The sequence below is a fragment of the Coleofasciculus chthonoplastes PCC 7420 genome, assembly GCF_000155555.1.
GTDB classification, from domain to species: domain Bacteria; phylum Cyanobacteriota; class Cyanobacteriia; order Cyanobacteriales; family Coleofasciculaceae; genus Coleofasciculus; species Coleofasciculus chthonoplastes_A.
In genome coordinates this window covers 82,417-109,064 of record NZ_DS989855.1, presented here as the reverse complement: position 1 = coordinate 109,064, position 26,648 = coordinate 82,417, and the positions used below count along the sequence as shown (strand labels likewise).

The 26,648-nt window shown below is 45.5% G+C and carries 22 protein-coding genes and 1 pseudogene; 13 read left to right on the top strand and 10 right to left on the bottom strand.

The features are described from left to right. Positions 1-318: 318 nt before the first annotated feature. Positions 319-600, bottom strand: a complete 282-nt coding sequence (locus tag MC7420_RS20575; RefSeq protein WP_006102652.1) for a restriction endonuclease — start codon at positions 598-600, stop codon at positions 319-321. 389 nt (positions 601-989) lie between these two features. On the opposite strand from MC7420_RS20575, the gene MC7420_RS20570 reads away from it, so the two are divergent. Next, the gene (locus MC7420_RS20570; RefSeq protein WP_006102643.1) at positions 990-2,705 is read left to right on the top strand and encodes a glycosyltransferase family 39 protein; all 1,716 of its coding nucleotides are present in this window, start codon (positions 990-992) and stop codon (positions 2,703-2,705) included. Positions 2,706-2,753: 48 nt separating this feature from the next. Beyond that, entirely contained in the window at positions 2,754-3,269 is a 516-nt protein-coding gene (locus tag MC7420_RS20565; protein WP_198016512.1) for a pentapeptide repeat-containing protein, read from the top strand. A gap of 222 nt (positions 3,270-3,491) precedes the next feature. Here the strand turns inward: MC7420_RS20565 and MC7420_RS35505 are convergent, their stop codons facing one another. Next, positions 3,492-4,058 (bottom strand): hypothetical protein, encoded by a 567-nt coding sequence (locus MC7420_RS35505; protein ID WP_006102616.1) that lies wholly within the window; start codon positions 4,056-4,058, stop codon positions 3,492-3,494. Between the two features lie 209 nt (positions 4,059-4,267). On the opposite strand from MC7420_RS35505, the gene MC7420_RS20555 reads away from it, so the two are divergent. Continuing rightward, the gene (locus MC7420_RS20555) at positions 4,268-5,575 is read left to right on the top strand and encodes a dihydrolipoamide acetyltransferase family protein (protein WP_044208600.1); all 1,308 of its coding nucleotides are present in this window, start codon (positions 4,268-4,270) and stop codon (positions 5,573-5,575) included. A 138-nt stretch (positions 5,576-5,713) separates the two neighbouring features. Here the strand turns inward: MC7420_RS20555 and MC7420_RS20550 are convergent, their stop codons facing one another. After that, positions 5,714-6,292, bottom strand: coding sequence for a Uma2 family endonuclease (locus MC7420_RS20550; protein WP_006102688.1), 579 nt, complete (start codon positions 6,290-6,292; stop codon positions 5,714-5,716). A 234-nt stretch (positions 6,293-6,526) separates the two neighbouring features. On the opposite strand from MC7420_RS20550, the gene mnmE reads away from it, so the two are divergent. From mnmE to MC7420_RS20535, 3 genes are all read left to right on the top strand, one after another. Beyond that, positions 6,527-7,909 carry a tRNA uridine-5-carboxymethylaminomethyl(34) synthesis GTPase MnmE gene (gene mnmE, locus MC7420_RS20545; protein ID WP_006102596.1) on the top strand — a complete coding sequence of 461 codons (1,383 nt, stop codon included), beginning with the start codon at positions 6,527-6,529 and terminating at the stop codon, positions 7,907-7,909. A gap of 303 nt (positions 7,910-8,212) precedes the next feature. Beyond that, positions 8,213-10,705, top strand: coding sequence for an adenylate/guanylate cyclase domain-containing protein (locus MC7420_RS20540; protein WP_006102792.1), 2,493 nt, complete (start codon positions 8,213-8,215; stop codon positions 10,703-10,705). A gap of 171 nt (positions 10,706-10,876) precedes the next feature. Next, positions 10,877-11,536: a transposase gene (locus tag MC7420_RS20535; RefSeq protein ID WP_157453256.1), complete on the top strand. Its 660-nt coding sequence runs from the start codon at positions 10,877-10,879 to the stop codon at positions 11,534-11,536. A gap of 2,419 nt (positions 11,537-13,955) precedes the next feature. Here the strand turns inward: MC7420_RS20535 and MC7420_RS20530 are convergent. The 5 genes and pseudogenes from MC7420_RS20530 to MC7420_RS20510 all read right to left on the bottom strand — a co-directional run bounded on the left by MC7420_RS20530 (position 13,956) and on the right by MC7420_RS20510 (position 18,922). After that, entirely contained in the window at positions 13,956-14,900 is a 945-nt protein-coding gene (locus MC7420_RS20530) for a diguanylate cyclase (protein WP_006102802.1), read from the bottom strand. Next, positions 14,857-15,090, bottom strand: a pseudogene (locus tag MC7420_RS44130) (ATP-binding protein); the annotation flags it as partial. The gene MC7420_RS20530 and the pseudogene MC7420_RS44130, both read right to left, overlap by 44 nt. A 58-nt stretch (positions 15,091-15,148) precedes the next feature. Continuing rightward, positions 15,149-15,814, bottom strand: coding sequence for a hypothetical protein (locus MC7420_RS20525; RefSeq protein ID WP_006102602.1), 666 nt, complete (start codon positions 15,812-15,814; stop codon positions 15,149-15,151). Positions 15,815-15,991: 177 nt separating this feature from the next. Beyond that, positions 15,992-18,073, bottom strand: coding sequence for an S-layer homology domain-containing protein (locus tag MC7420_RS20515; protein WP_006102633.1), 2,082 nt, complete (start codon positions 18,071-18,073; stop codon positions 15,992-15,994). 315 nt (positions 18,074-18,388) lie between these two features. Next, a complete protein-coding gene (locus MC7420_RS20510; RefSeq protein WP_006102622.1) occupies positions 18,389-18,922 on the bottom strand; it encodes a hypothetical protein in 534 nt (177 codons plus the stop codon). 131 nt (positions 18,923-19,053) lie between these two features. Between MC7420_RS20510 and MC7420_RS20505 the strand changes: the two genes are divergently transcribed. Then, positions 19,054-21,084, top strand: a complete 2,031-nt coding sequence (locus MC7420_RS20505; RefSeq protein ID WP_198016521.1) for a cation:proton antiporter domain-containing protein — start codon at positions 19,054-19,056, stop codon at positions 21,082-21,084. Positions 21,085-21,181: 97 nt separating this feature from the next. On the opposite strand, the gene MC7420_RS20500 is transcribed toward MC7420_RS20505, so the two are convergent. Continuing rightward, entirely contained in the window at positions 21,182-21,424 is a 243-nt protein-coding gene (locus MC7420_RS20500; protein ID WP_006102603.1) for a helix-turn-helix domain-containing protein, read from the bottom strand. A gap of 143 nt (positions 21,425-21,567) precedes the next feature. Between MC7420_RS20500 and MC7420_RS20495 the strand changes: the two genes are divergently transcribed. The 3 genes from MC7420_RS20495 to MC7420_RS20485 all read left to right on the top strand — a co-directional run bounded on the left by MC7420_RS20495 (position 21,568) and on the right by MC7420_RS20485 (position 23,364). Next, positions 21,568-21,822 (top strand): hypothetical protein, encoded by a 255-nt coding sequence (locus tag MC7420_RS20495; protein WP_006102618.1) that lies wholly within the window; start codon positions 21,568-21,570, stop codon positions 21,820-21,822. Positions 21,823-21,948: 126 nt separating this feature from the next. Continuing rightward, positions 21,949-22,632: a hypothetical protein gene (locus MC7420_RS20490; protein ID WP_006102745.1), complete on the top strand. Its 684-nt coding sequence runs from the start codon at positions 21,949-21,951 to the stop codon at positions 22,630-22,632. 33 nt (positions 22,633-22,665) lie between these two features. After that, complete coding sequence (locus MC7420_RS20485; RefSeq protein ID WP_006102705.1) at positions 22,666-23,364, top strand: hypothetical protein; 699 nt, start codon at positions 22,666-22,668, stop codon at positions 23,362-23,364. A gap of 284 nt (positions 23,365-23,648) precedes the next feature. Here MC7420_RS20485 and MC7420_RS20480 read toward each other — a convergent pair whose 3' ends face one another. Next, positions 23,649-24,281, bottom strand: a complete 633-nt coding sequence (locus MC7420_RS20480) for a type I restriction endonuclease (protein WP_006102638.1) — start codon at positions 24,279-24,281, stop codon at positions 23,649-23,651. Between the two features lie 285 nt (positions 24,282-24,566). Here MC7420_RS20480 and MC7420_RS44125 point away from each other — a divergent pair, with 285 nt between their 5' ends. From MC7420_RS44125 to MC7420_RS20475, 3 genes are all read left to right on the top strand, one after another. Continuing rightward, positions 24,567-24,695 (top strand): CU044_2847 family protein, encoded by a 129-nt coding sequence (locus MC7420_RS44125; RefSeq protein ID WP_006102741.1) that lies wholly within the window; start codon positions 24,567-24,569, stop codon positions 24,693-24,695. Between the two features lie 228 nt (positions 24,696-24,923). Further along, positions 24,924-25,118, top strand: coding sequence for a hypothetical protein (locus MC7420_RS38285; protein WP_157453301.1), 195 nt, complete (start codon positions 24,924-24,926; stop codon positions 25,116-25,118). Positions 25,119-25,128: 10 nt separating this feature from the next. After that, positions 25,129-26,493, top strand: coding sequence for an IS4 family transposase (locus tag MC7420_RS20475; RefSeq protein ID WP_006102762.1), 1,365 nt, complete (start codon positions 25,129-25,131; stop codon positions 26,491-26,493). Positions 26,494-26,648: the final 155 nt, after the last annotated feature.

Sequence of the window (26,648 nt, the reverse complement as noted above, 5' to 3'; positions counted from 1 at the left end):
GTAATAACTCAAACATTTTGATTAGAAGGTGACAATGGACGGGCTAGACGAACTGAAACGACAGAGCATTAAGGTTTCTGGAACGCTTATAGGACAAGGGTTTTGAGCTAGATTGCCCCTGGTGTCAGCTTCGCTAGATCTACGCCTATTGGAGGTAATGGCTATTATCCCTAAATGATCAAGGTTTTTTATTTCGATTTTTTGACAGTTTTTACCCATTGTTTTGGCTGATTTATTATTTGCAAAAAAAATAAGTATAAATACTTATTTTAGGGGGCGATTACTATCCCTCATTGTACTACAAAACACACTTCAAGTTTAAGTGCGGAATGTGGTCTTTAAAGACTTTCTAATCTGTTCTATCTGAGAAGATTCCAGAGGTTCTCTAAACCACTTCGCTTGCAATCCGATAACCTGATCATCCTTGAGTTGAGTATATGCCTCAACACCACCATCGCCACCTGCACCATTAACGAAGACGACTCGCCTAATTTGATCGGCATACTCCCGATAACACCAGCGCTCAAATAACGTTCCAGTCAGTGCTTCAAAGGCATGTTCAGGAGCATCACCATGAAGATTAAATCTAGACCAGTCCAAGTTCTTTATCTCTCAAATTACCGTCTACTCTCACCATGTTAATCAATCTAGGACTAATACCAAATCTAGGTTGGCTACCCCCCTTATAACCCTGACGTCTCACGGGAAATCACGAAACCGGCGAATCGGGGCGGGTTTAGTTGCATCTGGGTGCAACCGAAGAGATAGTAGTGAAACCCGCCCCTACACATTTACGTGCCATACCTTGCCGTAGTGCGAGCATCTTGCTCGCTACATTGAGCATCTTGCTCGCTACATTGAGCATCTTGCTCGCTACTAATACTTATAACCCAGTCCGCGCAGGCGGACTTTGTTTGTGTAGCTGCGATTTCAATCGCTCAAATTAACCCAATTCTCGCTAGAGTGGTTTTTGCGCGAAAATCCTAACTATGAACCCACGCCAAAAACTGACTCACCATTATTTCGCCCTTGCTGGAATCATTATTCTGGGAATCGTCCTCCGGTTTTGGCATCTTGACTTAAAACCCCTGTGGCTGGATGAAGTTCTCACCGCTTTCTTTAGTCTGGGACGGGAGTATAATGATTTACCGTTGGATGTCATATTTCCTTTGTCCACGCTCCAGGAATTCTTCACCCTCGAACCCGAAACTAGCTGTAGAGATATTGCCCAAACCCTTGCTCAACAATCGACTCATCCGCCCTTATTCTTTTGCTTAATGCATTCGTGGTTAAGGTTTACGGGAACCGAACCCCTGGCGTGGGTGTTGCGTGCATTTCCAGCTTTAATCGGAGTCGGTGCGATCGCGGCAATTTACTGTCTCAATCGTCTCATCTTTTCGCCAATCGCGGGATTAATCGCTGCTGCGTTAATGGCGGTGTCTCCTTTTGCAGTTTACCTGTCTCAGGAAGCGCGTCACTACACGTTGCCCATGTTGCTAATTATTTTGGCACTGTTGGCATTAATCCCGATTCAGCAGCGTCTTTACCATCAGCAAATGCCTTCCCCGTGGCTATGGTGCGGTTGGGGAATCGTCAACAGTATCGGTTGTTATGTCCATTACTTTTTTATTCTGGCTGTCATTGCCCAAGTTTTGACCCTAATTTCCGGGATGATTGGGTATCGTCGGCGCTTACCGAGTGGGAGTTGGAGTGCTGTGGCGCTGGTAATGGCGGGAATGGCAGTTAGCTATCTGCCGTGGTGGGGTATGCTTTTGGCAGATATGGGGCGACAAGAAACCAATTGGCTACCGCCACCAGATAGTATTACGCCTTTGGTGCAATTACTCGTGGGTTGGTTCCTGATGGTAATTGCCTTACCCGTGGAAAATCAACCCTTGTGGATTGTGATACCCATGGGAGGATTAACTCTAGGGTTGGGTGGGTGGATTATTTGGCGGGGAGGCGTGGGAGTGAAGCGATTGCTGTGTCAGCCTTCAACTCAGTTAGCCACGTTTACCCTATTCGGGTTTACTTTGGCTGTATTGCTGCAATTTCTGGCAATTATTTACCTGCTAGGTAAAGATATCTCCGTTGTTCCCCGTTATAACTTTGTTTATTATCCGGCGATTTGTGCGTTATTGGCAGCGAGTTTAACCGTAAATGTAGAGACGCGCCATGGCGCGTCTCATGGCGCGTCTCATGGCGCGTCTGGGCGCCGGGGTGTCGGGATGCAGGGGAAATGGGCAATCGTCTTAACGTTGGCTATCTCTGTCGTGAGTACGGTTTGTGTCGTGGCTAATTTGGTGTTTCTCAAACCCTATTATCCTCAGCAAGTAGCAGAGAATATGACGATTGAACCCACGGTTCCCCTGATCATGGTGATGGGATATAAGGATCTTCAGGATGTAGGATTAGGATTGAGCTTTGCCTTGGCATTAGAGAACGTATCAGAGGGTGGGAGTCAGGAGGGCGATCGCGCGATCGCCTTTTTAAGTCGCCAACAGGGATATGATAAAGTCTGGCAGCAGTTATCGGAATTAGCGATACCTTCTGTGTCTCCATTGAATCTATGGGTCATCGCTCCCGGCTTGAAGCGGCGAGACTATCCAAAAAATCTTGCGATCGCGAACCCAAAAACCTGTATCCTTGATCCGAGTCACCATTACCGGATTGGTATTCCCTATCAGTTATACCGATGTGGTTAAAATTTGGCGTAAGCTACACCAGAAAGGATGTTTTCGGCAACAGTTGCAATGAAAGAAAGTATTATTAAGTCTATTCAAGGACTCGCTGCTCTAATTTTGGCGTTGGTGTTGGTTTGGGTTCCCCTATCCGCCCAAGCTGCTAATCCCTCTGCCCGACAGCTTATTAATGACGGTGTATCTGATCTAAGTACCATGGATTTCTCCGGTCAAAATTTAGCTGAACTAGAGATATCTAAAATGAATCTGACGCAAACGAATTTAAGCAATACCGATTTACGCAGTGTGGTGATTAGTGATTCCACGATGACTGACGCTAATCTACAGGGTGCAGATTTTTCATACAGCATTGCTTATAAAGTTAACTTCAAAGGGGCGGATTTGAGTGATGCGGTTCTAGAGGAAGCAATTTTGTTAGGTTCTCGCTTGGATGATGTTAATATCACCGGTGCTGATTTCAGCAATGCCGTTTTAGATCGTGTGCAAGTCCAAAGTCTCTGCACTAAAGCTAGTGGGGTTAACTCGAAAACAGGAGTAGAGACTCGCGAATCATTAGGATGTCGATAAATTGTCTATTATAGGGCTTGCTGAATAAGGGTTGGGGTGGGGAGAGGCAATAGGCAATAGGCAATAGGCAATAGGCAACACCTCGACTTATTAAATTTTTCTTATTTTGTCCTAACCTTAGAGCGTAGCGCTATATAACCCAGTCCGCGCAGGCGGACTTTGTTGGTGTAGCAGCGATTTCAATCGCCATGACAAAAAAGGGTTTTCAAAGCGGATTTGGTATCACAAACAAAGTTCAGGTGACCAGTCTTGATGACCGCGCTCAGGGTAACATTTAAACTGAGATCCTGCCCAAATCATCTGCCATTGTTCATTCGCTTGAGCCGAGGGATTTTTCTGGAACTCAACACGATATCGGATACCTCTCACCGAATCATCCTTTAATCGAGTCTGAGTCAGAATAACAATTGCCTGATCCGGTTTAGGATAAGAAACATCCACGCTGGCTGAATCCGTGTTAGAGTCCCTATTACCAAACGCCGAGAGTGCGATCGCCTTGGGATCACTCCCGGTTAAACTCGTCCTATCTGTCTGTTGGGATAGATCAATAGAACGATAATCTTCCCGGTTAGCTGCTGGCGTCTGAGGTGATGAAAAATTTTGCTGGGGAGTTGAATTACCGGGAGAATCGGGGGATGGCTCAGTCGATGAGGAAGTCGTTTTGTCAGGTGAGGGATTAGCGGCTGTAACTGTCGCTTCTGGGCGATTACTGGTACAAGCCGTCAGCAGGATTACCATACCAGCGAGACTCACCAAAGAAATTTTGCCCGATTTGACCATCCAATCCATCAATTTTCTCTGTAAGCGGCTAATTCTATTGTAGGTTGGTATGGAGAAGCACCCAGATTTAGGGGCGGGTGGGTAATCTCTATTTCCTGTTCCCTGTTCCCTGTTCCCTATTTTCGACCTCTATAGTTTGAGAACCCGTCATCACGCTAAAATGCGATCTGGCAAATGCTATTGTTATTTAACGCCTAGTTCATTGGGAATACCACCTCATGATCCACGAAGTTTTCATGCCCGCCCTTAGCTCCACCATGACCGAAGGCAAAATTGTCTCTTGGGTGAAATCCCCAGGGGACAAAATAGAAAAAGGCGAAACCGTGGTAGTGGTTGAGTCTGACAAGGCGGATATGGATGTGGAGTCCTTCTATGAGGGCTATCTAGCCGTCATTACTGTACCCGCAGGCGCAACCGTGCCTGTCGGAGAGGCAATTGCCCTACTAGCCGAAACTCCTGACGAAATTGAGACGGCTAAACAACAAGCCTCCCAATCCAGTTCCGCCTCAGCCCCAGCCAGTACTTCGTCTGATCAAACGCCAACAGATCAAACGCCAAAACCTGAACCTGAACCTGCTACCGTCTCAGCCGCTCCCCAAGCGCAAGATACCCCCAGTCGCCGTAATGGACGCACTGTCGCCTCTCCTAGGGCTAAGAAATTAGCCAGGGAGTTGAAGGTTGAACTTGATACGTTGACGGGTAGTGGTCCTCACGGACGCATTGTGGCAGAAGATGTGGAAGCCGCTGCTGGCAAAACTCCCCAACCCGAACCCAGCGCCGCACCGCAACACTCACCATCTCAGCCTGCGGCTCAACCGATGGCGACACCCACGACACCGATTTCTGTCCCCCTCGGTGAAGTGGTTCCGTTCAACACCCTGCAAAATGCTGTGGTGCGGAATATGGTGGCGAGTCTTCAGGTGCCAGCTTTCCGGGTAGGGTATACTATCGCTACCAATGAATTGGATAAGCTGTATAAACAAATTAAGCCTAAGGGCGTAACCATGACTGCCCTATTAGCGAAAGCCGTCGCTGTGACATTAAAACAACATCCCACGATCAATGCTTGTTATACGGAAAAGGGGATTCAGTATCACGCTGGGGTCAATGTTGCTGTCGCTGTGGCTATGGCAGATGGGGGACTGATTACACCGACGTTACAAAAAGCCGATGAGGTGGATATTTATTCCTTGTCTCGCACCTGGAAAGGGTTGGTTGAACGCTCCCGACGCAAGCAGTTGCAACCGGAGGAATATAGTTCCGGTACGTTTACAATCTCGAATTTAGGGATGTATGGCGTTGACCGTTTTGATGCGATTTTACCGCCGGGACAAGGGGCAATCCTAGCCATTGGCGCATCACGTCCGCAAGTGGTGGCGACAACGGATGGCATGATGGGTGTGCGGAATCAGATGCAGGTGAATATGACTTGTGATCACCGGATTGTTTACGGTGCTGATGCAGCAGCATTCCTACAAGATTTGGCGAAGTTGATTGAAACCAATCCGCAATCGTTGACGCTGTAATCTTATTTTGTCCTGTAACACACACGATCAAATAGTGGCTAAGGGCGGGTTTTGCCTTTGAGGTTATCGGTAGATAGTCAAATTAAACGGCTAAACCCGCCCCGACAATTGACAGATGAATTTTTGACAGTCAATGATTCAATTCCACACAATTTGTAAATCTAAAATAAAGCCGGGTAGAACATCTTCTCCCGATAACTGGATAGGATTTTCCAGTATTTCTACGGTTTGCCCTTGGCGGTAAATTTCAACGCGGCGAGTTGGTCGATAGAGTAACCAACCCAGTCTGACTTGATTATCCATGTATTCCTGCATTTTAGCTTGAGTTTCTGATAACGTATCGCTGGGTGACATTAACTCCAAAACAAAATCCGGAGCAATGGGTGGAAACTTTTCTTTTTGTTCCTCTGTCAGCGCATCCCATCGTTGTTGTTGAACCCAAGCCACATCGGGAGAACGGTTCGCCCCATTGGGTAAGTGAAAACAGGTGGAAGAGTCGAAAACTTCTCCCAGGTTCGTTTGTTCATTCCACAAACAAAATCGAGTGGTTAGCTTGGCATTCCGTTTTCCCGTTTCTCCACCAGTGGGGGACACGATGATTAATTCTCCTTTCGCATTGCGTTCAAATTTTACATCGGGATTGACTCGACACAGATGATAAAATTGCTCTTGATTCAGGTGAACAATTGGGTCGAGGTTAAGCGTAACGGTTGTCATAAGTAGTTAAGATAGAAAGCAATTGATACAGTTAAAGACTATTTTACGCGATCGCTTAATTTCCCTCGCCATCAACGCTCAGAACTGGTGCAGGTTTTACCATTACACCACCATCTGTAGGGAACCCTTGATGAACATTGGTGTAAACTTAAGGTTGAAAGCTTTATTTAATCAGAGATCCCCCCTAGCTCCCCTTCAAAAGGGGGGGAACAAGAAAGGTAGGGTAAGCAAACGATGTCTGAACAGTTCGTCCAAGGTGAAACAATAGCCGCGATCGCAACTGCTGTTGTTCCCCAACAGGGGAGTGTGGGAATCGTGCGGGTGTCGGGTGAAAATGCCTTAGAAATCGCCCGTCAACTGTTCCACGCACCAGGGCGTCAACTGTGGCAGACTCACCGCATTCTCTATGGGTATGTGCGTCATCCTCAAACCCAACAGATCGTTGATGAAGCCCTACTCCTAATTATGCAATCCCCTCGCTCTTATACTCGTGAAGATGTCGTCGAGTTCCATTGTCACGGTGGGATTATGCCTGTGCAGCAGGTGTTGCAATTATGCCTAGAATTAGGCGCACGATTAGCCCAACCGGGAGAGTTTACCCTACGGGCATTTTTGAACGGGCGGTTAGATTTAACCCAAGCCGAAAGTATCGCTGACTTAGTGGGTTCTCGTTCCCCCGCCGCCGCCCAAGCTGCATTAGCGGGAATACAAGGGAAGCTAGCTGTACCGATTCGCCAACTCCGGGCGACGTGTTTAGATAGTTTGGCAGAAATTGAAGCCCGAATCGATTTTGAGGAGGATTTACCTCCTTTAGATGAAGCGGGGATCATTGCCCAACTGCAACAAGTATTAACCAATATTAAGCAAATTCTCGCCACCGCCGATCGCGGTCAATTATTGCGAACCGGCTTAAACATCGCCATTGTCGGGCGTCCGAATGTAGGTAAATCCAGCTTATTGAACGCCTGGAGTCGCAGCGATCGCGCGATCGTTACTGATTTACCCGGTACAACTCGTGATGTGGTAGAGTCGCAGTTAGTCGTTGGTGGCATCCCCATACAGGTTCTAGATACCGCCGGAATCCGGGAAACCGTGGATCAAGTCGAGAAAATTGGCGTTGAGCGATCGCGCCGTGCGGCTGAGGCGGCTGATTTAATTGTATTGGTGATTGAAGCTACAGCAGGATGGAGTTCAGACGACCAAGAAATTTATACCCAAGTCAAACACCGTCCCCTAATTTTAGTGATTAATAAAACCGATCTCGCCCCCGCTGATTCTGTCTCCTATCCAGATAGTATTGACCGAGTAATTACAGCCGCCGTCACTAAAAATGAAGGGATTGAGGCATTAGAACAAGGGATTCTTGAGGCGGTACAAACGGGAACCCTGCACGCGGCTGACTTAGATTTAGCGATTAACCAGCGACAAGCCGCCGCCCTAACCCAAGCCAAGATAGCGCTGGAACAGGTACAAGAAACTATCGCCCAGCAGTTACCCTTAGATTTTTGGACAATTGATTTACGTGGCGCGATTCAAGCCTTAGGTGAAATTACTGGGGAAGAGGTAACGGAATCCGTGCTTGACCGGATTTTTAGTCGCTTTTGTATTGGTAAGTAGGTTTCCTGATGTTACTCGAATTAAGTGGTTTCGTAGTAAAGGCTTTAGCATTTAAACTTTTAATTGAGTTTGACCGGACATGATATAAAAAGCGCAAGGATAATGCCTTTACAGACAGATATTCAGGTATTTTTATAGCGAGAAAGGAGTAACTACTCCCTTAATAATTTAGTCCCCGCAAGCGGACGCAAGTTTGTGTAGGCGTGACTTCCAGTCGCCGGGACAACTGATAGTCACTTTTTTTTCACATTTATCAAGGAACAATAGAGAAGAATCATCATACATGTTGCGACGGTGCTAACAATGAACTCTAACGAGATGAGAAATCAAGCCTCTATTACCAGCCCATCCAGGGAATTGAATCCAAACATCAAAGCCCCTGATCCGATTCCGGTAAATAGCGATATAATAAAACTTTTCCCTGAACCCCTTGCCCTGTTGTTACATTTTTCTTTGACCATTTTGGAACCCAGGAACGAGGAATTAGACCAGCCCATCCAACCCCCAAGCGCCACAGGAGGCTTAGGCGAAGCTCAATTTGCCCTCGCCTTCCGCTTGTCTCCCAACGCCATGGCAATCAGCACCCTAGCTGATGGACGCTTGTTGGCGGTCAATGATCGGTTACTTCACCTAGTCGGGTATCAAAAAGACGAACTGATTGGCACAAGCACAGTCGAATTAAAGTTTTGGCTGCATCCAGAGGAGCGTACTCGCTTTATCCAGCAATTACAAACTCAGGGAACCATTCACAATTATGAATTTAATTTTCGTCTCAAGTCAGGACAGGTAAAAACGGGGTTATTATCAGCAAATATTATTAACTTTAGTGGACAAGACTGCTTACTCAGTATCATTAATGACATCACTGAACGCAAACATGCTGAGGAACAAGTAACACGTCTAGCTAAAATGAGCCAAGCCATTAGTAGTGCGACGGATTTTCAGACTGCATTGGATGTTGCTTTACATCAAGTCTGCGAAATTACAGGCTGGAGTTATGGCGAAGTGTGGATTCCCGCGACGGATGGTATGGCATTAGAATGTAGTCATAGTTGGTATGGTAAATATACAGATATCGATTCTCCAGACGCCGCAAAATTCGAGCAATTTCGAGAGTATAGTGCTGCCTTAACCATCTTACCCAATGAAGAACTACCTGGACGAGTATGGCATCAAATTCAGCCGGAGTGGGTTGATGATTTAGCGACGTTTCCAGATGACCTTTTCCTGAGATTAGAACTCGCGGTTAAATGCGGATTTAACTCAGCATTTGCCGTCCCCATAGTGACACCAACCGCTGCTCAAGAATCCGTTTCCGTCTTAGCCGTGCTGGTGTTTTTTATGGCAAAAAAATACCCACCTGACCATCATTTCTTTGAGCTAGTTACAGTTATTACTAATCAGTTAGGTAGTGTGATGCAGCAGAAGAAAGCGGTCACAGAGATGCAAGCCCTTTTCGCCGCGATGACGGATGTGGTGCTGGTGATTGATGCCTCAGGACGATGCCTAAAAATTGCCCCCACGAATCCGCTTAGTGACTACAAGCCATCAGCCGAAATTGTGGGTAAAACCTTACACGAACAGTTCCCAGTTAAGCAAGCTGATTTTATTCTCCAAGCGATTCAAGAGGCTCTTTTAACTCAGCAAACGGTTAGTATTGACTATCAGTTGACTGTTGCCGGACGAGATAGTTGGTTCGCGGCTAACCTATCACCCCTGTCTCATGATAGCGTGATTTGGGCAGCACGGGATATCAGTGAGAGTAAATTGCTGGAAAATAAGCTGCGAACGTCGGAAAGTAAAATGCGCCTATTTTTTGAGGCGATGAATGCGATTGTTTTAATTATTGATGTTCAAGACCATACAATAGCAAATATCGAAATAGCGCCGACGAATCCCACTCGCTTTTATGACTTTTACATTGACCCAATTAACCAAACAATCGAACATCTTTTTCAAGAGAAAACGGCTCAGGATTGGTTAGATAAGATTCAACAGGCGCTAACCACTCAGCACACGATCTATTTTGATTACAGTCTACAAAGTGAAGACAAAACAGTCTGGTTTTCCGCCAGTATTTCGGTAATTTCTGAACAATCGGTTATTTGGGTAGCGCGTGATATTACTGATCGAAAACAGGCAGAAGCGGCATTACAGTTAGAGCAAGACAAGTCAGAACGGTTATTACTGAATATCTTACCCGAACTGATTGCCAATCGTCTTAAACAAGATCAGAGGGCGATTGCGGAACATTTTGATCAGGTGACAATTCTGTTTGCCGATATTGTGGGATTTACACCGTTATCGGCACGTCTACAACCGATTGAACTGGTAAATATGCTGAATCAAATCTTTTCTACATTTGATCAGCTAGCGGATCAGTATGGGTTGGAGAAGATTAAAACGATTGGTGATGCGTATATGGTTGTTGGCGGTTTACCTCGTCCCCTAGACGATCATGCCACAGCGATCGCGCAGATGGCGTTGGATATGCAACAAGCGATTCATGAGTTCCAAGTGCAACAGGGGGAGTCGTTTGAAATTCGCATTGGGATTAACACCGGATCAGTTGTGGCGGGTGTGATTGGTAGGAAAAAATTTATCTATGATTTATGGGGAGATGCGGTTAATGTTGCCTCTCGCATGGAATCATCAGGAGAACCAGGTAAAATTCAAGTTACCGCTACTACATACCAACAGTTACAGCACAAGTTTATCTTTGAGCAGCGAGGTGCCGTCAAAGTGAAGGGTAAAGGCGATATGATTACCTATTGGCTTCTGAGTAGGAGGAAATGATGACTGTTTATGCGAACCGGATATTACCCACGATGAAATTGATAGGTTGGTTCTGTATACAGGGCGACCCGATGAAATTGATAGGTTGGTTCTGTTATTTTTTGCAGCGGGTCGCCCCTACAATTTCATGAATGCTGATAAAATTGATAGGTTGGTTGTGTTATTTTTGCCGTGGGTCGCCTCTATCGTTCTATGCCTTACGAACCCCAAAGACACCATCGCCATTCCATTCGCCTCAAAGGATACGACTACAGGAAACCTAGTGCTTATTTTGTCACGCTTTGTATCCGTAATCGGGACTGTCTGCTGGGGGAGATTATCCAAGGCAATATGTATTTATCCCCATTTGGTCAAATTGTAGAAAACGAATGGTATCGAACGGCTGTTGTGCGCCCGAATGTGGAACTTGACGCCTTTATCATCATGCCGAACCATTTGCACGGTATTATTTTTATTACAGATAAGTACTACACTTCATTGAGAGCAACCAGGCAAGAATTATCGGTTGGTTTATCTGATTTGCAACAGATTTATCCTACAGGCACAACTACGACGCAAAAACGACAGGTTAAAGGTGCAGTATCCTGTTCTTTGGGTGCAATTATTGGACAATTCAAATCGCTATCGACTAAACGGGTTAACCGGATTCGCCAAACCCGCTATATTCCCCTCTGGCAACGTGATTTCTATGACCACATTATCCACCGGGAAACATCACTTAATGCTATCCGCAAATATATTGTGGAAAATCCTTTACGGTGGGCAGATGACCCAGAAAATCCCGAATATCCTCTACCTAATCAAGACCCACTAACCGATTTTCCGTTTTAACTGAATTATGAAGATTATCATGGTTTGGTTGTCGGTTATCGGTTATTGGTTATCGGTTGTCGTTTGTTGTCTGTAGGGGCGAGTCGCTGCACAAATATGACGCTGTGAGGATTAACGTATCTCGACTCGCCCTGTCAAATGTGATGGTATCAGATAATTCATGATCGGCGATTCAGGGTGACATCAATACAATTAATCGGTTGATTTTAAACGGTGGTTCATGCCGATTTTTATTTGAATTGGCGATACCTTATGCAGGGCGACCCGATAAAATTGATAGGTTGGTTCTGTTAATTTTTGCAGCGGGTCGCCCCTACATGTCAAATATGATGATGTTAGATAATTAATGAGCGGCGATTCAGGGTGACACCAATACAATTAATCGGTTGATTTTAAACGGTGGTTCATGCCGATTTTTATTTGAATTGGCGATACCTTATGCAGGGCGACCCGATAAAATTGATAAGTTGGTTCTGTTATTTTTTGCAGCGGGTCGCCCCTACATGTCAAATATGATGATGTTAGATAATTAATGATATGCGATTCAGGGTGACACCAATACAATTAATCGGTTGATTTTAAACGGTGGTTTATGCCGATTTTTATTTGAATTGGCGATACCTTATGCAGGGCGACCCGATAACATTGATAGGTTGGTTCTGTTATTTTTTGCAGCGGGTCGCCCCTACATGTCAAATATGATGATGTTAGATAATTAATGATATGCGATTCAGGGTGACACCAATACAATTAATCGGTTGATTTTAAACGGTGGTTTATGCCGATTTTTATTTGAATTGGCGATACCTTATGCAGGGCGACCCGATAACATTGATGGGTCGGTTCTGTTATTTTTTGCAGCGGGTCGCCCCTACATGTCAAATATGATGATGTTAGATAATTAATGAGCGGCGATTTAGGGTGACGCCAATACAATTAATCGGTTGATTTTGGGCGATAGTTCATGCCGATTTTTATTTGAATTGGCGATACCTAATCCAGGGCGACCCGATAAAATTGATAAGTCGGTTCTGTTATTTTTTGCAGCGGGTCGCCCCTACATGTCAAATATGATGATGTCAGATAATTCATGAGCGGCAATTTAGGGTGACGCCAATACAATTAATCGGTTGATTTTGGGCGATAGTTCATACCGATTTTTATTTGAATTGGCGATACCTGATGCAGGGCGACCCGATAAAATTGATAGGTTGGTTCTGTTATTTTTTGCAGCGGGTCGCCCCTACATGTCAAATATGATGATGTTAGATAATTAATGATATGCGATTTAGGGTGACGCCAATACAATTAATCGGTTGATTTTGGGCGATAGTTCATGCCGATTTTTATTTGAATTGGCGATACCTTATGCAGGGCGACCCGATAAAATTGATAAGTCGGTTCTGTTATTTTTTGCAGCGGGTCGCCCCTACATGTCAAATATGATGATGTTAGATAATTAATGATATGCGATTTAGGGTGACGCCAATACAATTAATCGGTTGATTTTAAACGGTGGTTCATGCCGATTTTTATTTGAATTGGCGATACCTGATGCAGGGCGACCCGATAAAATTGATGGGTCGGTTCTGTTATTTTTTGCAGCGGGTCGCCCCTACATGTCAAATATGATGATGTTAGATAATTAATGATATGCGATTTAGGGTGACGCCAATACAATTAATCGGTTGATTTTAAACGGTGGTTCATGCCGATTTTTATTTGAATTGGCGATACCTTATGCAGGGCGACCCGATAAAATTGATAGGTTGGTTCTGTTAATTTTTGCAGCGGGTCGCCCCTACATGTCAAATATGATGATGTTAGATAATTAATGATATGCGATTTAGGGTGACGCCAATACAATTAATCGGTTGATTTTAAACGGTGGTTCATGCCGATTTTTATTTGAATTGGCGATACCTTATGCAGGGCGACCCGATAACATTGATAGGTTGGTTCTGTTATTTTTTGCAGCGGGTCGCCCCTACATGTCAAATATGATGATGTTAGATAATTAATGAGCGGCGATTCAGGGTGACGCCAATACAATTAATCGGTTGATTTTAAACGGTGGTTCATGCCGATTTTTATTTGAATTGGCGATACCTTATGCAGGGCGACCCGATAAAATTGATAGGTTGGTTCTGTTATTTTTTGCAGCGGGTCGCCCCTACATGTCAAATATGATGATGTCAGATAATTCATGAGCGGCGATTCAGGGTGACGCCAATACAATTAATCGGTTGATTTTGGGCGATAGCGATACCTGATACAGGGCGACCCGATAAAATTGATAAGTTGGTTCTGTTATTTTTTGCAGCGGGTCGCCCCTACAATTCCATGAATGGCGATGAAATGGATGGGTTGGATTAATTTGTGCGGTCGTTCATGTTTATTTTTCATTTATTTCCAATATTTAATGCAATGCAACACGATTGTATCCCTGACTTTTGGCGTGATAGAGTGCCTTATTCGCTCGTTGAATAATTACCTCGATGTTGGCATCGTCTAATTGATAACTAGCTACACCAACTGTTACCGTCATTTGCACCTGTTTATCGCCAATCCCTATGGTAATTTGTTCCATCCGCTTTCTCAAACGTTCAGCCACACGCACCGCCCCACTACTATCGGTTTCAGGAAGTAATGTGACAAACTCTTCACCGCCAAATCGTCCACAATAATCTGCCTCACGCAATGAACCAACGATGCTTTTTGCCACACCCTTAAGCACTTCATCTCCCATTGTATGCCCATACTCATCATTGATTTGCTTAAAGTGGTCAATGTCAATCATCAGGATAGACATGAAACGTTTGTAACGAGAGGCTCGATTAAATTCTTGATAGGCAACCGTTAAAAAATGACGGCGATTCCAGAGTCCTGTCAGGGGATCAGTAATCGCTAACTTTCTCAACAAATTCGCTAATTTTTCGTGTTCTTTAACCAATCTATTTAATTGTTTTTGAGTCTGCTTCAATTCTAAATGGGTTCGGACACGGGCAAGAATTTCTGCTGGATTAAAGGGGTGAGTAATTGTATCGGCTGCGCCCTTCTCAAATGCTTCAATTAAATACTCTTGTTCACGAACCGTCCGCATCAGGATAATTGGACTTGTTGTTAGGGGAGGTGGAGATTTCAGATAGTCACACAACTCTAATCCACTCATCTTGGGCATGGTTAAAGCCATAATAATTAAGTCAGGCTTATCAAGGTGTACACGCTCAATCGCATCCTGTCCGTTGCTGACAACAATTGTTTTGTAGCCTTCGGCTTCTAAAATGACATGAAGAATTTGTAAATTATTGGGATTATCATCAACAATCAAAATTAGGAATTTTTCCGGAAAAAATTGTTTCATTGGTCATTATCCCTCCCCCTGGGCTATCTTGATATTTTATCGGAGAGTAAGGCAGAATAGTTAATGGAATTGTGACAATCAATATTGTTCCTTGCCCAGGGGTTCAATGACAATGGATTTGACCTTTGTGTTTGTCAACAATAATCTGGTAACTAATTGACAAGCCTAACCCTGTGCTATCTCCGACAGGTTAGGATGGGCAGATTTTCGGTTTACCAGTTATTCAGAGATAGAAAATACAAAGCTGCTCAAGTATTTCCGCAGCGCTGCACTAACGGTTGGGCGACTTGTTTGAGTTTCAGATAAAAGTCCGAATCATCAGGCGGTGGCGTAAATTGATCAATGGGGTTGTGGTTAGTTTCGCGACGAGACCCTTCTACTGGTTCAGGCAGACTGGTATGATCAGGAGAAATTAGGTCTGGAGGAGTGCGATCGCGTTCCCTAATCCGTTCTGTTTCTGGTTCAGGCTGGGCGGGCGTTTGCGGTGACGCTTCAACGGATTCTGTTGCCGATTCAGTGACAACAAATTCCTCTGACTTCGCCACCGCAACCGTAGAACTTGACTCAAACATATCCGGGAAACTCTCTATCCAGGACATCGATTCGGATGTCGTATCAACAGGGGCATTCAAATCTTGCGGTAATTTGCGACAAATCAACCGTTCAAACTCATGATTAAAGCGATAGATAGGCTGTTCCCGTCGCCCCCAAACGGCTAAAATTTGTTCAACCGAAATCGCCTTATACCGTCCCTGATACAAGGCTTCAATGACCGCCAAACGAATCCACTGGGCGGGATAGTCTTCCAACCAAAACTCAACTAATTCTGCCGCAGAATATCCCCTCAGTTCAAATCCATAGTGACTGAGTAACTCCACGGCATAGATAATGGCTGAATCTATTTCATTTGTCATTCGTTATTGGTCATTGGTCATTGGTCTAGGGAACAGGGAACAGGGAACAGGGAACAGGGAACAGGGAACAGGGAACAGGGAACAGGGAACAAACAAACTCAAAACTTTGGTTGGGGCGGGTTTAGTTACATCGGGGCGGGAAAAAAACGATAATAGTGAAACCCGCCCCTACATCCCTTAAAAACTCTTTGATCCTTGAACAATATACGGGGAATTGATAGCATTGACACGCCCTTGTTGCACTAAGGCTTGATACAGAAACGCCGTGGCATCGGCACGGGTGGCAGCTTTTTTCGGGTTTAACCGGGAGGGTTTGGGATAATTGACGATAATCCCGGCTTGAGTAGCTGCCGCTACAGCAGATTGGGCGTAAATGGGAATATTATCTTGATCCTGATAAATTTCCAAGGGGTTTCCCTCTGCCTCAGGTAACGACAGCCCCTGGACTAAGGAGACAATCAACTCAACCCGCCGTAAACTTTGTTGGGGGTGAAAGGTTTGGTCGGGGAAGCCGGAAAGGAAGCCACCGCGATAGGCTTGGCTAATGACGGCTGACGCCCAGAAGTTGGCGGGAACGTCGCTAAATTGAGTAGCGGGGCGGATGGGTGTGGGGTTAAAGACTTTCACCACTAACGCCGCATATTGCGCCCGATTTAATGGGGCATCGGGTTTAAAGCTACCATCAGCAAAGCCGCTAATTAAGTTTAATCCGGCGAGAGGGCGAATAAAATCAGCCGCCCAATGATTTTGAATATCGGTAAACGAGGGAACATACCCCTCCGGGTTAACAATATAAGGAGATGAGATAGCCGAGGCTTCGCCAGTTGAGACTAACGCCTGGTAAATTAAGGCAGCGACTTCGGCGCGGCTAATCGCTTGCATGGGTTTAAGTTCTTGAGGGCGGGGATAATTCACCACCAATTGCCGTTGTGTCGCCGTAGCAATAGCATCTGTAGCATAGCTGGGAATCTGGGCGCGATCGCGGTAAAACAAAAGTAGGTTGCCATTCCCACTCCCTAATCCCAACCCATTCACCACCGAAACCAGCGCCTGTATCCGGGTCAGATTTTGTTGGGGGCGAAATGTGCCATCAGGAAATCCAGAGATAAATCCCATACTCGCCGCCTTACGAATCGCCGCCGCCGCCCAAAAGTTATCCGCGACATCGCGAAATGACCCCGATGTCGCCCCCACCTGGCGCGGTAAGTTAAACGTTTGGGCAATAATCGCCGCATACTGGGCGCGGGTAATATTCGCTTCCGGCTTAAACGTGCCATCAGGAAACCCGCTAATTAACTCCCGTTTAACTAATTCCTGAATAAACCGACTTGCCCAATGATTGCCCAAATCACTAAACTGAGTCGGACCCAGTGCTGATGCGGGAACCTCTGCTGCACTCAAGGTAACTGCACCAGAAATACGGGCAGGATTTAACAAGTTGCCCACCGAAACTAATGTCAATGACGTACTATTTTGTAAATCAACATCACCATTATCTTGTAAGATATTCCCGGCTGGGTCTTGACGACTACCTAAATTCGGTTGGGCAGACCCATTGACAATTAGCCCCCCATTGGTATTTTTTTCAATCCGATTCCGGCGCAGAACGGGTTTAGCTTGGCGAGAGAGAACAAGTCCCGCCTTATTATTGATTAACGTATTATCAGCAATTAACGGAGCCGCATTATCACTCAAGGCAATCCCATACCCCGTCCGTTGACAGCGATTGCGCCGCAGTTCCCCTTTCGCATTTCGCACCAGAAAGATACCACTGGAGGCATTGTCACTCAATTCATTATCCATAATCACCGGTTTTGCCGTCCCCGTGACAAAAATCCCCTCCCTACCGCAACGAGTTAGAGTAGAATTCGCGATAATCGGGGCGCTGGATTCAATCCAAATCCCTGTCCCTTTAGTGACTGGATTCGTCACCGTCACCCCGCGCAATTCCGCTTGAGAATCAGGTTTAACCGTAATCGATTGACTGCCAAAACTGGGGCTACTATAATCACCACTCCCCACAATAGATATATCCTTACCTTTACTCGACTCATCACCGATGATAATCATCCCAGAGGGAATCACAATCGGGAATCGCTCCCCGTTAGCCGCATTGTACATCCCCGGCGCCAGGTAAATCGTAGTATCAGCCGTAGCTTGTGCGATCGCGTGGGTTAAGGTGCGAAAGGGAGCATCCGCAGTGCCTATATTCGCATCCTGACCCGTTGTGGGGTTAACATACAGAGTGGATTGAACCATTCGTTTAAATAAAATCGCCTATAGTCATCTTAAGTGGAATGTCACTGACTTAAGCTGGGTTCGTAGTAGGCACGAAGCGTGCCAGAAGCGCTAAAGCGCTTACTACAAACTCTAAAGTCAGTGCCATTCGACTTAAGCTGTTCGGCATTTAAACCTTAATGTCAATAATGACGAAATCCTTGTAGTGCGTTTAGCGAAGCCATGCCGCAGGCTTTAGCGAAGCCATGCCGAAGGCTTTGCATCTTGCTCGCTACTAATACCCAATTTAAATGCATGACAGCTTATCAAAACCCCGATACCATAAACGACATCGATTCAAAAGTCAGAGATTGACCGGAATTCATGCGTCTCAAGCCTCGTCCTTTCCGAACAACTTTGATTTTTGATATCGTCTTTTAGCACATCAAGAAGACAACCGCCTAAAGAAACAGCATCCTCAATAGTGAAATTCATTTTATCAGCGACATCCGTAAAAGCTAAAACAGCCAAAATCCGGCTCACCTCACTAATAAAATAGTCGCGTTTATCAATAAAAACAGTCTGATCGCGTAACTCCAGAAATTTCCACTCTGTTCCCGTCGTTACCGCCCCATAAATACTCTCCCTCGGTTCCTCGTTGCTTTGATTAAACAGTTGAGCCGCAATCATTTCAGCAATACACTGCGCCAAAACTGACTTAATATTTTCGTTCTTAGCTTCAACTAGGGTAAGCACAGGAGTCCGAATTTCATAAGAGTCTGGGGAAGCCGTCAGGATATAATCACAATATCCATTTAAACCCGCGCTAGGAGCAACATTGAACTCTGAACCCGAGAAAAAGCCAATTTTAAACCCAAAGTGTCGCCGCATTTATAAAACCCTTACTGTTCCCTGTTCCCTGTGACACACTGAGCGTGTTACCGAGCGGAGTCGAGGTAAGTCGAGGTATTCCCTGTTCCCTCCTCTCAACCGTTAACTTTAGTTTTGTCCGACTACTTATGATGTATCCTACCTTAACGGCGGTTGCTTTATTCCCGAGTCCAATTACTGACCCTGTTGCCGTCTTCTTAACCATTTTGGCAATTATGTTAGTCGCGCCACTCCTGTTTGAACGATTGCGACTTCCGGGTATTGTTGGCTTAATTCTAGCGGGTGTGATAGTTGGACCCAATGTGCTGGGGTTATTAGAACGGGATAGTACCATCATCCTCTTGGGAACGGTGGGACTCTTGTTTTTAATGTTCATGGCGGGACTCGAAACCAGCCTGGATGACCTTAAATATAACGCCGATAAAGCCGCAATTTTTGGTTTAGCCACATTCTCTTTCCCCATGATTCTGGGTACGGTGGCAATGTTACTCCTAGGATATAGTTGGCTAGCATCGATTCTAGTCGCGTCTTGTTTTGCCACCCATACACTTTTGGCATTACCTATCCTCACCAAGTTGGGATTAATGCGGACACAAACCGTAACCACAACCTTGGGCGGAACATTAATTACTAATGTTTTGGGACTCTTAGTTCTGGCGGTAGTCGTGAAAGCCGATGGCGGAAATCTGACCCTAGGATTCTGGTTGTTTCTGATTCCCGCCCTCACTATCTATACAGTAGCGACATTATGGGGCGTTCCTAAACTGGGGCGCTGGTTCTTTCGCCAATTTGGACATGATGAAGGGGCGGAGTTTATTTTTGTCCTCGCCACGTTGTTTGTGGTGTCTTACGCGGCGGGATTAATTGAAATTGAACCGATTATTGGCGCATTTTTAGCCGGAATTGCGATTACCCAAATCATTCCTCAATTGAGTCCGTTAATGAATCGGATTCAGTTTATTGGCAATACCTTATTTGTGCCATTCTTTTTGATTTCCGTGGGAATGCTAATTGACCCGTTAATTTTAGTCAAGCAGCCGAAATCAATCTTGGTGGCGCTGGTGATGATTGGCGCGGAAATGGTGAGTAAGTTTGGCGCGGCTTGGGCACCAGGTAAGCTGTTTGGGTTTCAATTTCCTAGTATTATGGTCATGTTTGGGTTGTCCATGGCACAGGCGGCGTCTACCTTGGCGGCGATTACGGTAGCTTATGAAATTAAACTGGTGGATCAGTTAACCGTAAATGGGATAATTGCCATGATTTTAGTCACCTGTGTCGCCTCGCCTTGGATTACCGAACGCTGGGGAAAACAAGTGAAACCTCACGGACAACAGGAGGGAGGAAATCAAGGAAAACCGCCATCGTTGGCAAAGCGGGTATTAGTACCTGTGGCGAATCCCAAGACGGAAGATAATTTATTACAATTGGCATTAATTTTAGCAAAAACAGCCGAAGGAACCTTACTTCCGCTGCATGTTTTATCGGATAAAACCGGACTCATTTCCCCAGAGGCGAAGATGCTACAAACCCAGCTTTTAGCGGCGGCGGAACGAATTGCCCATGCAGCCGTAACTAAAGTAGAACCGATTGGGCGGGTGGATGATACGATTGACCGAGGGATTACCCGCACGGCAGCCGAACGAGAGGCGACGTTGATTATTTGTGGCTGGAAGGGGTATTCCACGACTCGTGAGAGCTTTTTTGGCAGTGTGATTGATAATGTTATCTGGCGATCGCAGGTTCCGGTATTAATTGCCCGATTCTCGCAGCCGATTGAGAATACTGCACGAGTGGTGTTGGCGGCGACGGATCAGGAGACGGTATCGGTGACGTTTAAACCGACGGTGATGTTATCGCAAAGCTTAGCGGCGGCGTTGAAAGCCACGTTTCGATTGGTGATTGTGGTGACGGGAGTCGGGGAGTTTGAATGTCAGCCCAGGGAGTGGGGGTTGGCAACCACAAGTGAGTTGGTGCAAGTGCGGGGGAATTTTGTACAAAACGTGTCGCGGATGGTGCAACGTCATGATTTACTTATTCTCACGGCAAGTACCCATCCCAGCTACCTTTTGGCGATTCCCACATTAGGGGGAGAACCGGAGGCGATCGCACGGACGCAGCAAGACACCTCTATCATTGTCGTACATTTTCCCAGCAGTAGCTGAACAAGGTGGGGAGGTTTTGTGTAGGGGCGGGTTTGACAACTATCGTTTCTTACCTCACCTAAATTTAACTAAACCCGCCCTGACTCCTGCACAATCTTCACTCCTCCTCCTTATCCACTAAATCGCCGAGATAGAGTTCAATGAACATCTCGGCGGCGACGGGATTGATTGTATTCAGCGCTTTGACAATATCCGCAACGGTTTCGGCTGTTGGGTCTATTTTTTCATGAAACCAACGAAAAACTTTGTTTCGCTCAATCCCTAAAGCTACCGCCAATTTATTTTGGCTGATTTTATAGGCTTCTAGGGTCTGTTTGAGGGCTTGTCCTGCTCTTCCCATGCTTCTGTCGCGCTTACCTTGTCCGCAGGACAATCGTGTCAGAGGAGCATGACCCCGTAAATGTTGCCAAGTATGGTAACATCCGCTAATCTCTTAAATGTTATCAAATTTAGTAACATTTCAGCAACAATTAGGTGAATCCAATGTCTCAAGAGTTTGTTTCAAATAACCTAGAAAAAGTACCTCCCGTCCCATCAGCGACGCCAGAATCTACCGCTAGCCGTGAACCTGTAAAAATCTCGATTATTGGCTCTCGTCGAGGCGTCAAAAGTATCATTCACACCTTGTACCGCCTCCAGTTTGCTGAAGTGATGGCTTGGAGTCCCTTACAACCGACAGGTAAACCGGGTGAATTTGTGAGTATGCTGATTCGGCAAATTTCTTTTCGTTCCGAGTAACAAGAGTCTGATTGACCCATAGCTGTAGAGGCGAGTTTGACCCCCTTGTCTGCAAAACTCGCTCTCCCTGCGCTCCTGTTATAGTCGAGGAATGTAGAGATGCGACGGGTATACCTGGAGGATAGGATGAATCACTTTTCCAGTTTGATGTCTTTTTTACGCGATCGCAAGACGTTTCTGACCGAGGTTGAGAAGGAAATCGGACTCGACCGTAAAATTGTTTCAATGTTAGTGTGTAGCGCTTCGTTTATCGCGTTGTACGGATTGGTAATTGGGGCGTCGAGTCATTGGCTTCAGGCGATTAGTTCAGCGATTAAGTTACCCGGTCTTTATTTAATCACACTGCTGGTATGTCTGCCCAGTTTATATATTTTTGAAGTCGTCACAGGTTCACAGCGCAACTTTCGCCAATATTTAGTGTTGCTTTTAGCCACCACGTCAGTGATCAGCGTCATGCTTTTGGCGTTTGTTCCCGTGGTTTTGTTTTTCCTGCTCTCGGTGAATGATTACGAGTTTTTCAAGTTACTCAATGTGGTCATTTTTACCTTAACTGGCGTGATCGGTGTCCAGTTTTTCTACCAAAGCATGAAATCACTGCATTCTCATTCTCAAGATACGGATAAATCCCGTAATTTGAAGGTTGTGCAAGCTTGGTTATTTCTCTACGGCTTTGTTGGCAGTCAGTTGGGTTGGTCACTGCGACCCTTTTTTGGTACTCCAGGAAAAGACTTTGCGCTGTTTCGTCCCTTAGAGAGTAATTTCTATGTGCATATTTTTAAAACGCTGACTCACGCTCTAGGATTAAACTAAGCCAAATACTTTCATTATCCAGGAGATACGTTCATGCTAAATAATGTAGCAGAATTGCCGATTACTCCAGCGGAATTAGAGCAAAGCGGGGGTTTAGATCTGAGTGCGGGACTGGTGACAACGGTTTACCGTGGGGTATTTTGGCGTAACTCTCAACATCTGCGATCGCTCCTGTTTATTGAGGTCTTTAGTTTAGGTCTAATTCTGATTTTTGTTATGCCTGTGGGGTTTCTGGCGGTGAAGCGATCGGGGAGTTTGCCAAGTGATGGGGCGGACATTGCCAATTTATTTCTATTATTTTTGGCGGGATCAGTCTTAATTTTGGCATTGGGAAATATTTGGCTTGTGAATCAGGCAAAACGCTGGAAATCTGTAGCTAAGTTGTTACGGCAAGTGGATAAGTACAATCGTGTAGTTAAATCCCTAGCCATGCTGAATCAACTGAGTCGGACTGAAAAGAATCTGCAAGGGGATAACTCGTTAGCATGTGAAAAGGTGCTGAGGGCTTTACGAGTAACCAAAAACAGTTTACTGCAAGCAATTAAGATAGAAATTATTCGCACGAAACAAGGGGTGATCGCACGACCGGATGAATTGATGGCTACATTAGAGAATAATTTAACCAGTTTGGTTGCGGGAGAACTTGATCCGCCAACAGATCAGTATGGTTATTTGCTCGATGAAGCGCTGCAAATTGCAATGAGTGTGGAGCAACAAATGCGAGATTTGTAAATCGATATAAAATTATGAAATAAATTTGTTGACTTTACGCGAAAGTAAGAATGGAGCTTACTTGGTAAGTCTTTGAACCCGTTTTCTGTAAGCCCTAATACCCGCCAAGAACTCAAGTTCTTGGCTAAAAGCTCAAGTCGTCTAAAGACGACTCAAACTCTTATCCAGTCAGCCTGAGTATGTCAACCGTGCGATCGCATCGTGTAATTCCTCTTTTGTATAAAGGGTATTGGATTTTACCCGAATTTATTGGCTAAACCCGCTTCTACTACCGAACCCATACTCTAATCCTGGAGAACCGCAGCTACCCGCTTGAAGATTTGAAGCACATCATAAAGCTGGTTACGGCGAGGAAGAAGCGAAAATACATCAGATATATCGTACTCAGGAAATGCTTGTTGGCTTAACTTCAAAAAAGCAAACATCCCTCCATTTGTCACCATACCATAAACGGGTTGATCAGGATGACGGTTCGCCATCATATAAGCCAAAGCTTGGGGAATCGCTAACTCAATATTGAGATCACTGTGTTTAGCTTCTAGTACCACAACCCAAAATTGCTCCAACACGACCAAAAAATCTATCCGTCCCCGCAAAATCTCATCATCAACAACAGTCGTAATTTCAACCGATACTTCTGATCGCAGCTTAAACGGGAAATCATAAAAACCCGCCAATTCCAGCAAGCGAGACACAACAATCAGATTGACCGCTCCCTCGGCTAATACTCCATCGGCTCGATGATAGCGGTATCTGTCTCTAATCTGGTCTAACGTAGCTTGCTCCTGTTGGGTGAGTTCAGGCAAGTTCTCAAACCATTCTGTAAAGAATTGTTCATCTTCCGTTCGCCGAAGATTAAACTTGTTATGGACATCGTTTAGGGTTTTAATCGTTTGGGTAATTGCGGTTTGAACCATCTGTCTGGTTTTGTTTCAGTTGTTATAGTTAATTTTACACTTCATAGTGTAAGGTGCGTTACTAAGTGGACTTCAATAAGCTGTTAAGCTGTTCGGCATTTAAACCTTGATGTCAATAATGGTGAAATCCTTGTAGTGCGTTTAGCGAAGCCATGCCGCAGGCTTTGCATCTTGCTCGCTACTAATACCCAATTTAAATGCATGACAGCTTATCTAGAAATTCGACAAATCTCTTCTTATCTGAATGAGCTATACTTTGTCCAAAGGTAAGCGTACATTGAAGAGATGAATATTAAATTTGGTCTAAAAATTGCTGGAAAGACAGGTTTGCCGATGCTGGCTGAGGGGTCAAGTAACGCTGATTTTGAAGTCTCTATTAAATGCAAGTTTCCCAATCAAAAGAGTAATCGTTGAGGATAATAAAATTGTTGTTGGTGGCTGACGACCTAAAATAGTGGACGAGATTTTACGGTGAGATCGGGCGCACGTCGGTCATCCGTGTCAACTTAAGGTCGAAAACCAATGCTGGTAAGGTTTTCAGCTATGTCTATTTACTGCTCAAAATTTCCCCCTCATCCCCTAACCCCTTCTCCCACCGTGGGGAGAAGGGGGATCGGATGCTCTTGCTCCCCTCTCCCCGGCGTGCTATGCATTACCCACATCTTTCTTAAACATTGTGCGATCGCGTCACGATCTGGCGGGACTGAGCGCAATTGTGTAGTCCAAGTCAGTACAATTGCTGGTTTACAGATGCGATCGGGTTACGGGATGGGATTGCCTGACTGGATGTATCAGGAGCCAGAGATTATAATCCCTTCTTGTGGCATTCGCATCTGAAAATAAAGAAATGAAAGAACTTCGATGGGCAGCCCAAGAATTGCGGTACGCTAACTTAGGTGATGCTCGGCGAAATAAACGCCTGGTTAAAATTGTCGAAGACTTAGCCGCACAGCCGAATGAAAGCATTCCAACGGCTTGTGGAAATTGGGCAGCAACCAAAGCTACCTACAACTTGTGGAAATCACCACGCATCAAACCCGATGACATCCGTTTGTCTCATCAAATCAGTACTGTGGAACGGTCACAAGAGCATAGTGTTGTCTTGGCAATACAAGACACAACGGATCTCAACTTCACTCACCATCCGAGCAAGAAGGGTATGGGTCCGATTAGTAGCAAGCCAATGGTGACGGGATTAAAAGTTCATTCGGTGTTGGCGGTGAGTACCTTGGGCGTACCCTTAGGAGTACTACACCAACAAGTGTGGGCACGTAATCCACAAGAGGTAGGCAAGCGACATACTCGTCGTCAAAGGCAGACTGCCGACAAAGAAAGTCAATGCTGGCTAAGTGCTTCCGTTGCGACCGAGTTAGCCTTACCTGAAGACATAGAGGTGGTGACGATTGCCGATCGCGAAGCGGATATTTACGATTTATTTGCCATGACTCGTCAAAGGCGATCGCATCTATTGATCCGAGGTACTCATAATCGTCGTGTTGACCATCAAGCCAAGTATTTGCACGCCAGCATTGAGCAAGCGCCAGTTGCGGGATTGGTCACCATTACTGTACCTCGTAACGGTCAGCGACCCCAGAGGCAAGCTACCCTAACCGTTCGCTTTGCTACCCTAGAGATACAACCACCTCGCCATCATCTCCAAAGAGCTAAACTGTCTCCAGTTACTCTTCAAGTGGTATTAGCTACTGAATCTCATCCACCCAAGGATACCACACCCATTTGCTGGTTATTGTTAACCACCCTACCTGTCAATAGTTTTGATGAAGCTGTCCAATGTATACGATGGTACTCTTTTCGCTGGCTGATTGAACGCTATCACTACGTTCTTAAAAGCGGTTGTCACCTCGAACAACTACAATTGGAAACACGAGAGCGTATTGAGTGTGCTTTGGCTACTTATTCCATTGTTGCTTGGCGCTTATTGTGGCTCACTTATCAAGCTCGCTCTAGTCCTGATACACCTTGCGATACTGTTTTACAGACCCATGAGTGGCAAGCTCTCTATTGTACTATTCACTCTCAACCTATACCTCCACAACAACCTCCTTCTCTCCGGCAAGCCGTTGGTTGGATTGCTCAACTCGGCGGTTTCTTAGGGCGTAAACATGATGGTGAACCTGGAGTCAAAACTATTTGGCGCGGTTGGCAGAGACTACAAGATATCGCTGCTACCTGGCAGTTACTTCACTCCTAGCTATTAAGTTCCATTTTAACTAACGGCTTGAAAACGCGATCGCACAATGTTTAAGAAAGATGTGGGTAATGCATAGCCCCGGCGTGGGAGAGGGGCTGGGGGTAAGGGGTTGAGCTTAAGTTGACACCAATGCACGTCGGTGCGCCCCTACCAGT

What these genes read in the sequence shown, in the direction of transcription:
- MC7420_RS20515 (WP_006102633.1), bottom strand. Translation starts at nt 18,073, where the DNA reads ATGGTTCAATCCACTCTGTATGTTAACCCCACAACGGGTCAGGATGCG.
- MC7420_RS20485 (WP_006102705.1), top strand. Translation starts at nt 22,666, where the DNA reads ATGCTAAATAATGTAGCAGAATTGCCGATTACTCCAGCGGAATTAGAG.
- MC7420_RS20505 (WP_198016521.1), top strand. Translation starts at nt 19,054, where the DNA reads ATGTATCCTACCTTAACGGCGGTTGCTTTATTCCCGAGTCCAATTACT.
- MC7420_RS20525 (WP_006102602.1), bottom strand. Translation starts at nt 15,814, where the DNA reads ATGACAAATGAAATAGATTCAGCCATTATCTATGCCGTGGAGTTACTC.
- MC7420_RS20500 (WP_006102603.1), bottom strand. Translation starts at nt 21,424, where the DNA reads ATGGGAAGAGCAGGACAAGCCCTCAAACAGACCCTAGAAGCCTATAAA.
- MC7420_RS35505 (WP_006102616.1), bottom strand. Translation starts at nt 4,058, where the DNA reads ATGGATTGGATGGTCAAATCGGGCAAAATTTCTTTGGTGAGTCTCGCT.
- MC7420_RS20530 (WP_006102802.1), bottom strand. Translation starts at nt 14,900, where the DNA reads ATGAAACAATTTTTTCCGGAAAAATTCCTAATTTTGATTGTTGATGAT.
- MC7420_RS20475 (WP_006102762.1), top strand. Translation starts at nt 25,129, where the DNA reads ATGAAAGAACTTCGATGGGCAGCCCAAGAATTGCGGTACGCTAACTTA.
- mnmE (WP_006102596.1), top strand. Translation starts at nt 6,527, where the DNA reads ATGTCTGAACAGTTCGTCCAAGGTGAAACAATAGCCGCGATCGCAACT.
- MC7420_RS44125 (WP_006102741.1), top strand. Translation starts at nt 24,567, where the DNA reads ATGAATATTAAATTTGGTCTAAAAATTGCTGGAAAGACAGGTTTGCCG.
- MC7420_RS20565 (WP_198016512.1), top strand. Translation starts at nt 2,754, where the DNA reads ATGAAAGAAAGTATTATTAAGTCTATTCAAGGACTCGCTGCTCTAATT.
- MC7420_RS20570 (WP_006102643.1), top strand. Translation starts at nt 990, where the DNA reads ATGAACCCACGCCAAAAACTGACTCACCATTATTTCGCCCTTGCTGGA.
- MC7420_RS20555 (WP_044208600.1), top strand. Translation starts at nt 4,268, where the DNA reads ATGATCCACGAAGTTTTCATGCCCGCCCTTAGCTCCACCATGACCGAA.
- MC7420_RS20495 (WP_006102618.1), top strand. Translation starts at nt 21,568, where the DNA reads ATGTCTCAAGAGTTTGTTTCAAATAACCTAGAAAAAGTACCTCCCGTC.
- MC7420_RS20540 (WP_006102792.1), top strand. Translation starts at nt 8,213, where the DNA reads ATGAACTCTAACGAGATGAGAAATCAAGCCTCTATTACCAGCCCATCC.
- MC7420_RS20550 (WP_006102688.1), bottom strand. Translation starts at nt 6,292, where the DNA reads ATGACAACCGTTACGCTTAACCTCGACCCAATTGTTCACCTGAATCAA.
- MC7420_RS20510 (WP_006102622.1), bottom strand. Translation starts at nt 18,922, where the DNA reads ATGCGGCGACACTTTGGGTTTAAAATTGGCTTTTTCTCGGGTTCAGAG.
- MC7420_RS20490 (WP_006102745.1), top strand. Translation starts at nt 21,949, where the DNA reads ATGAATCACTTTTCCAGTTTGATGTCTTTTTTACGCGATCGCAAGACG.
- MC7420_RS20480 (WP_006102638.1), bottom strand. Translation starts at nt 24,281, where the DNA reads ATGGTTCAAACCGCAATTACCCAAACGATTAAAACCCTAAACGATGTC.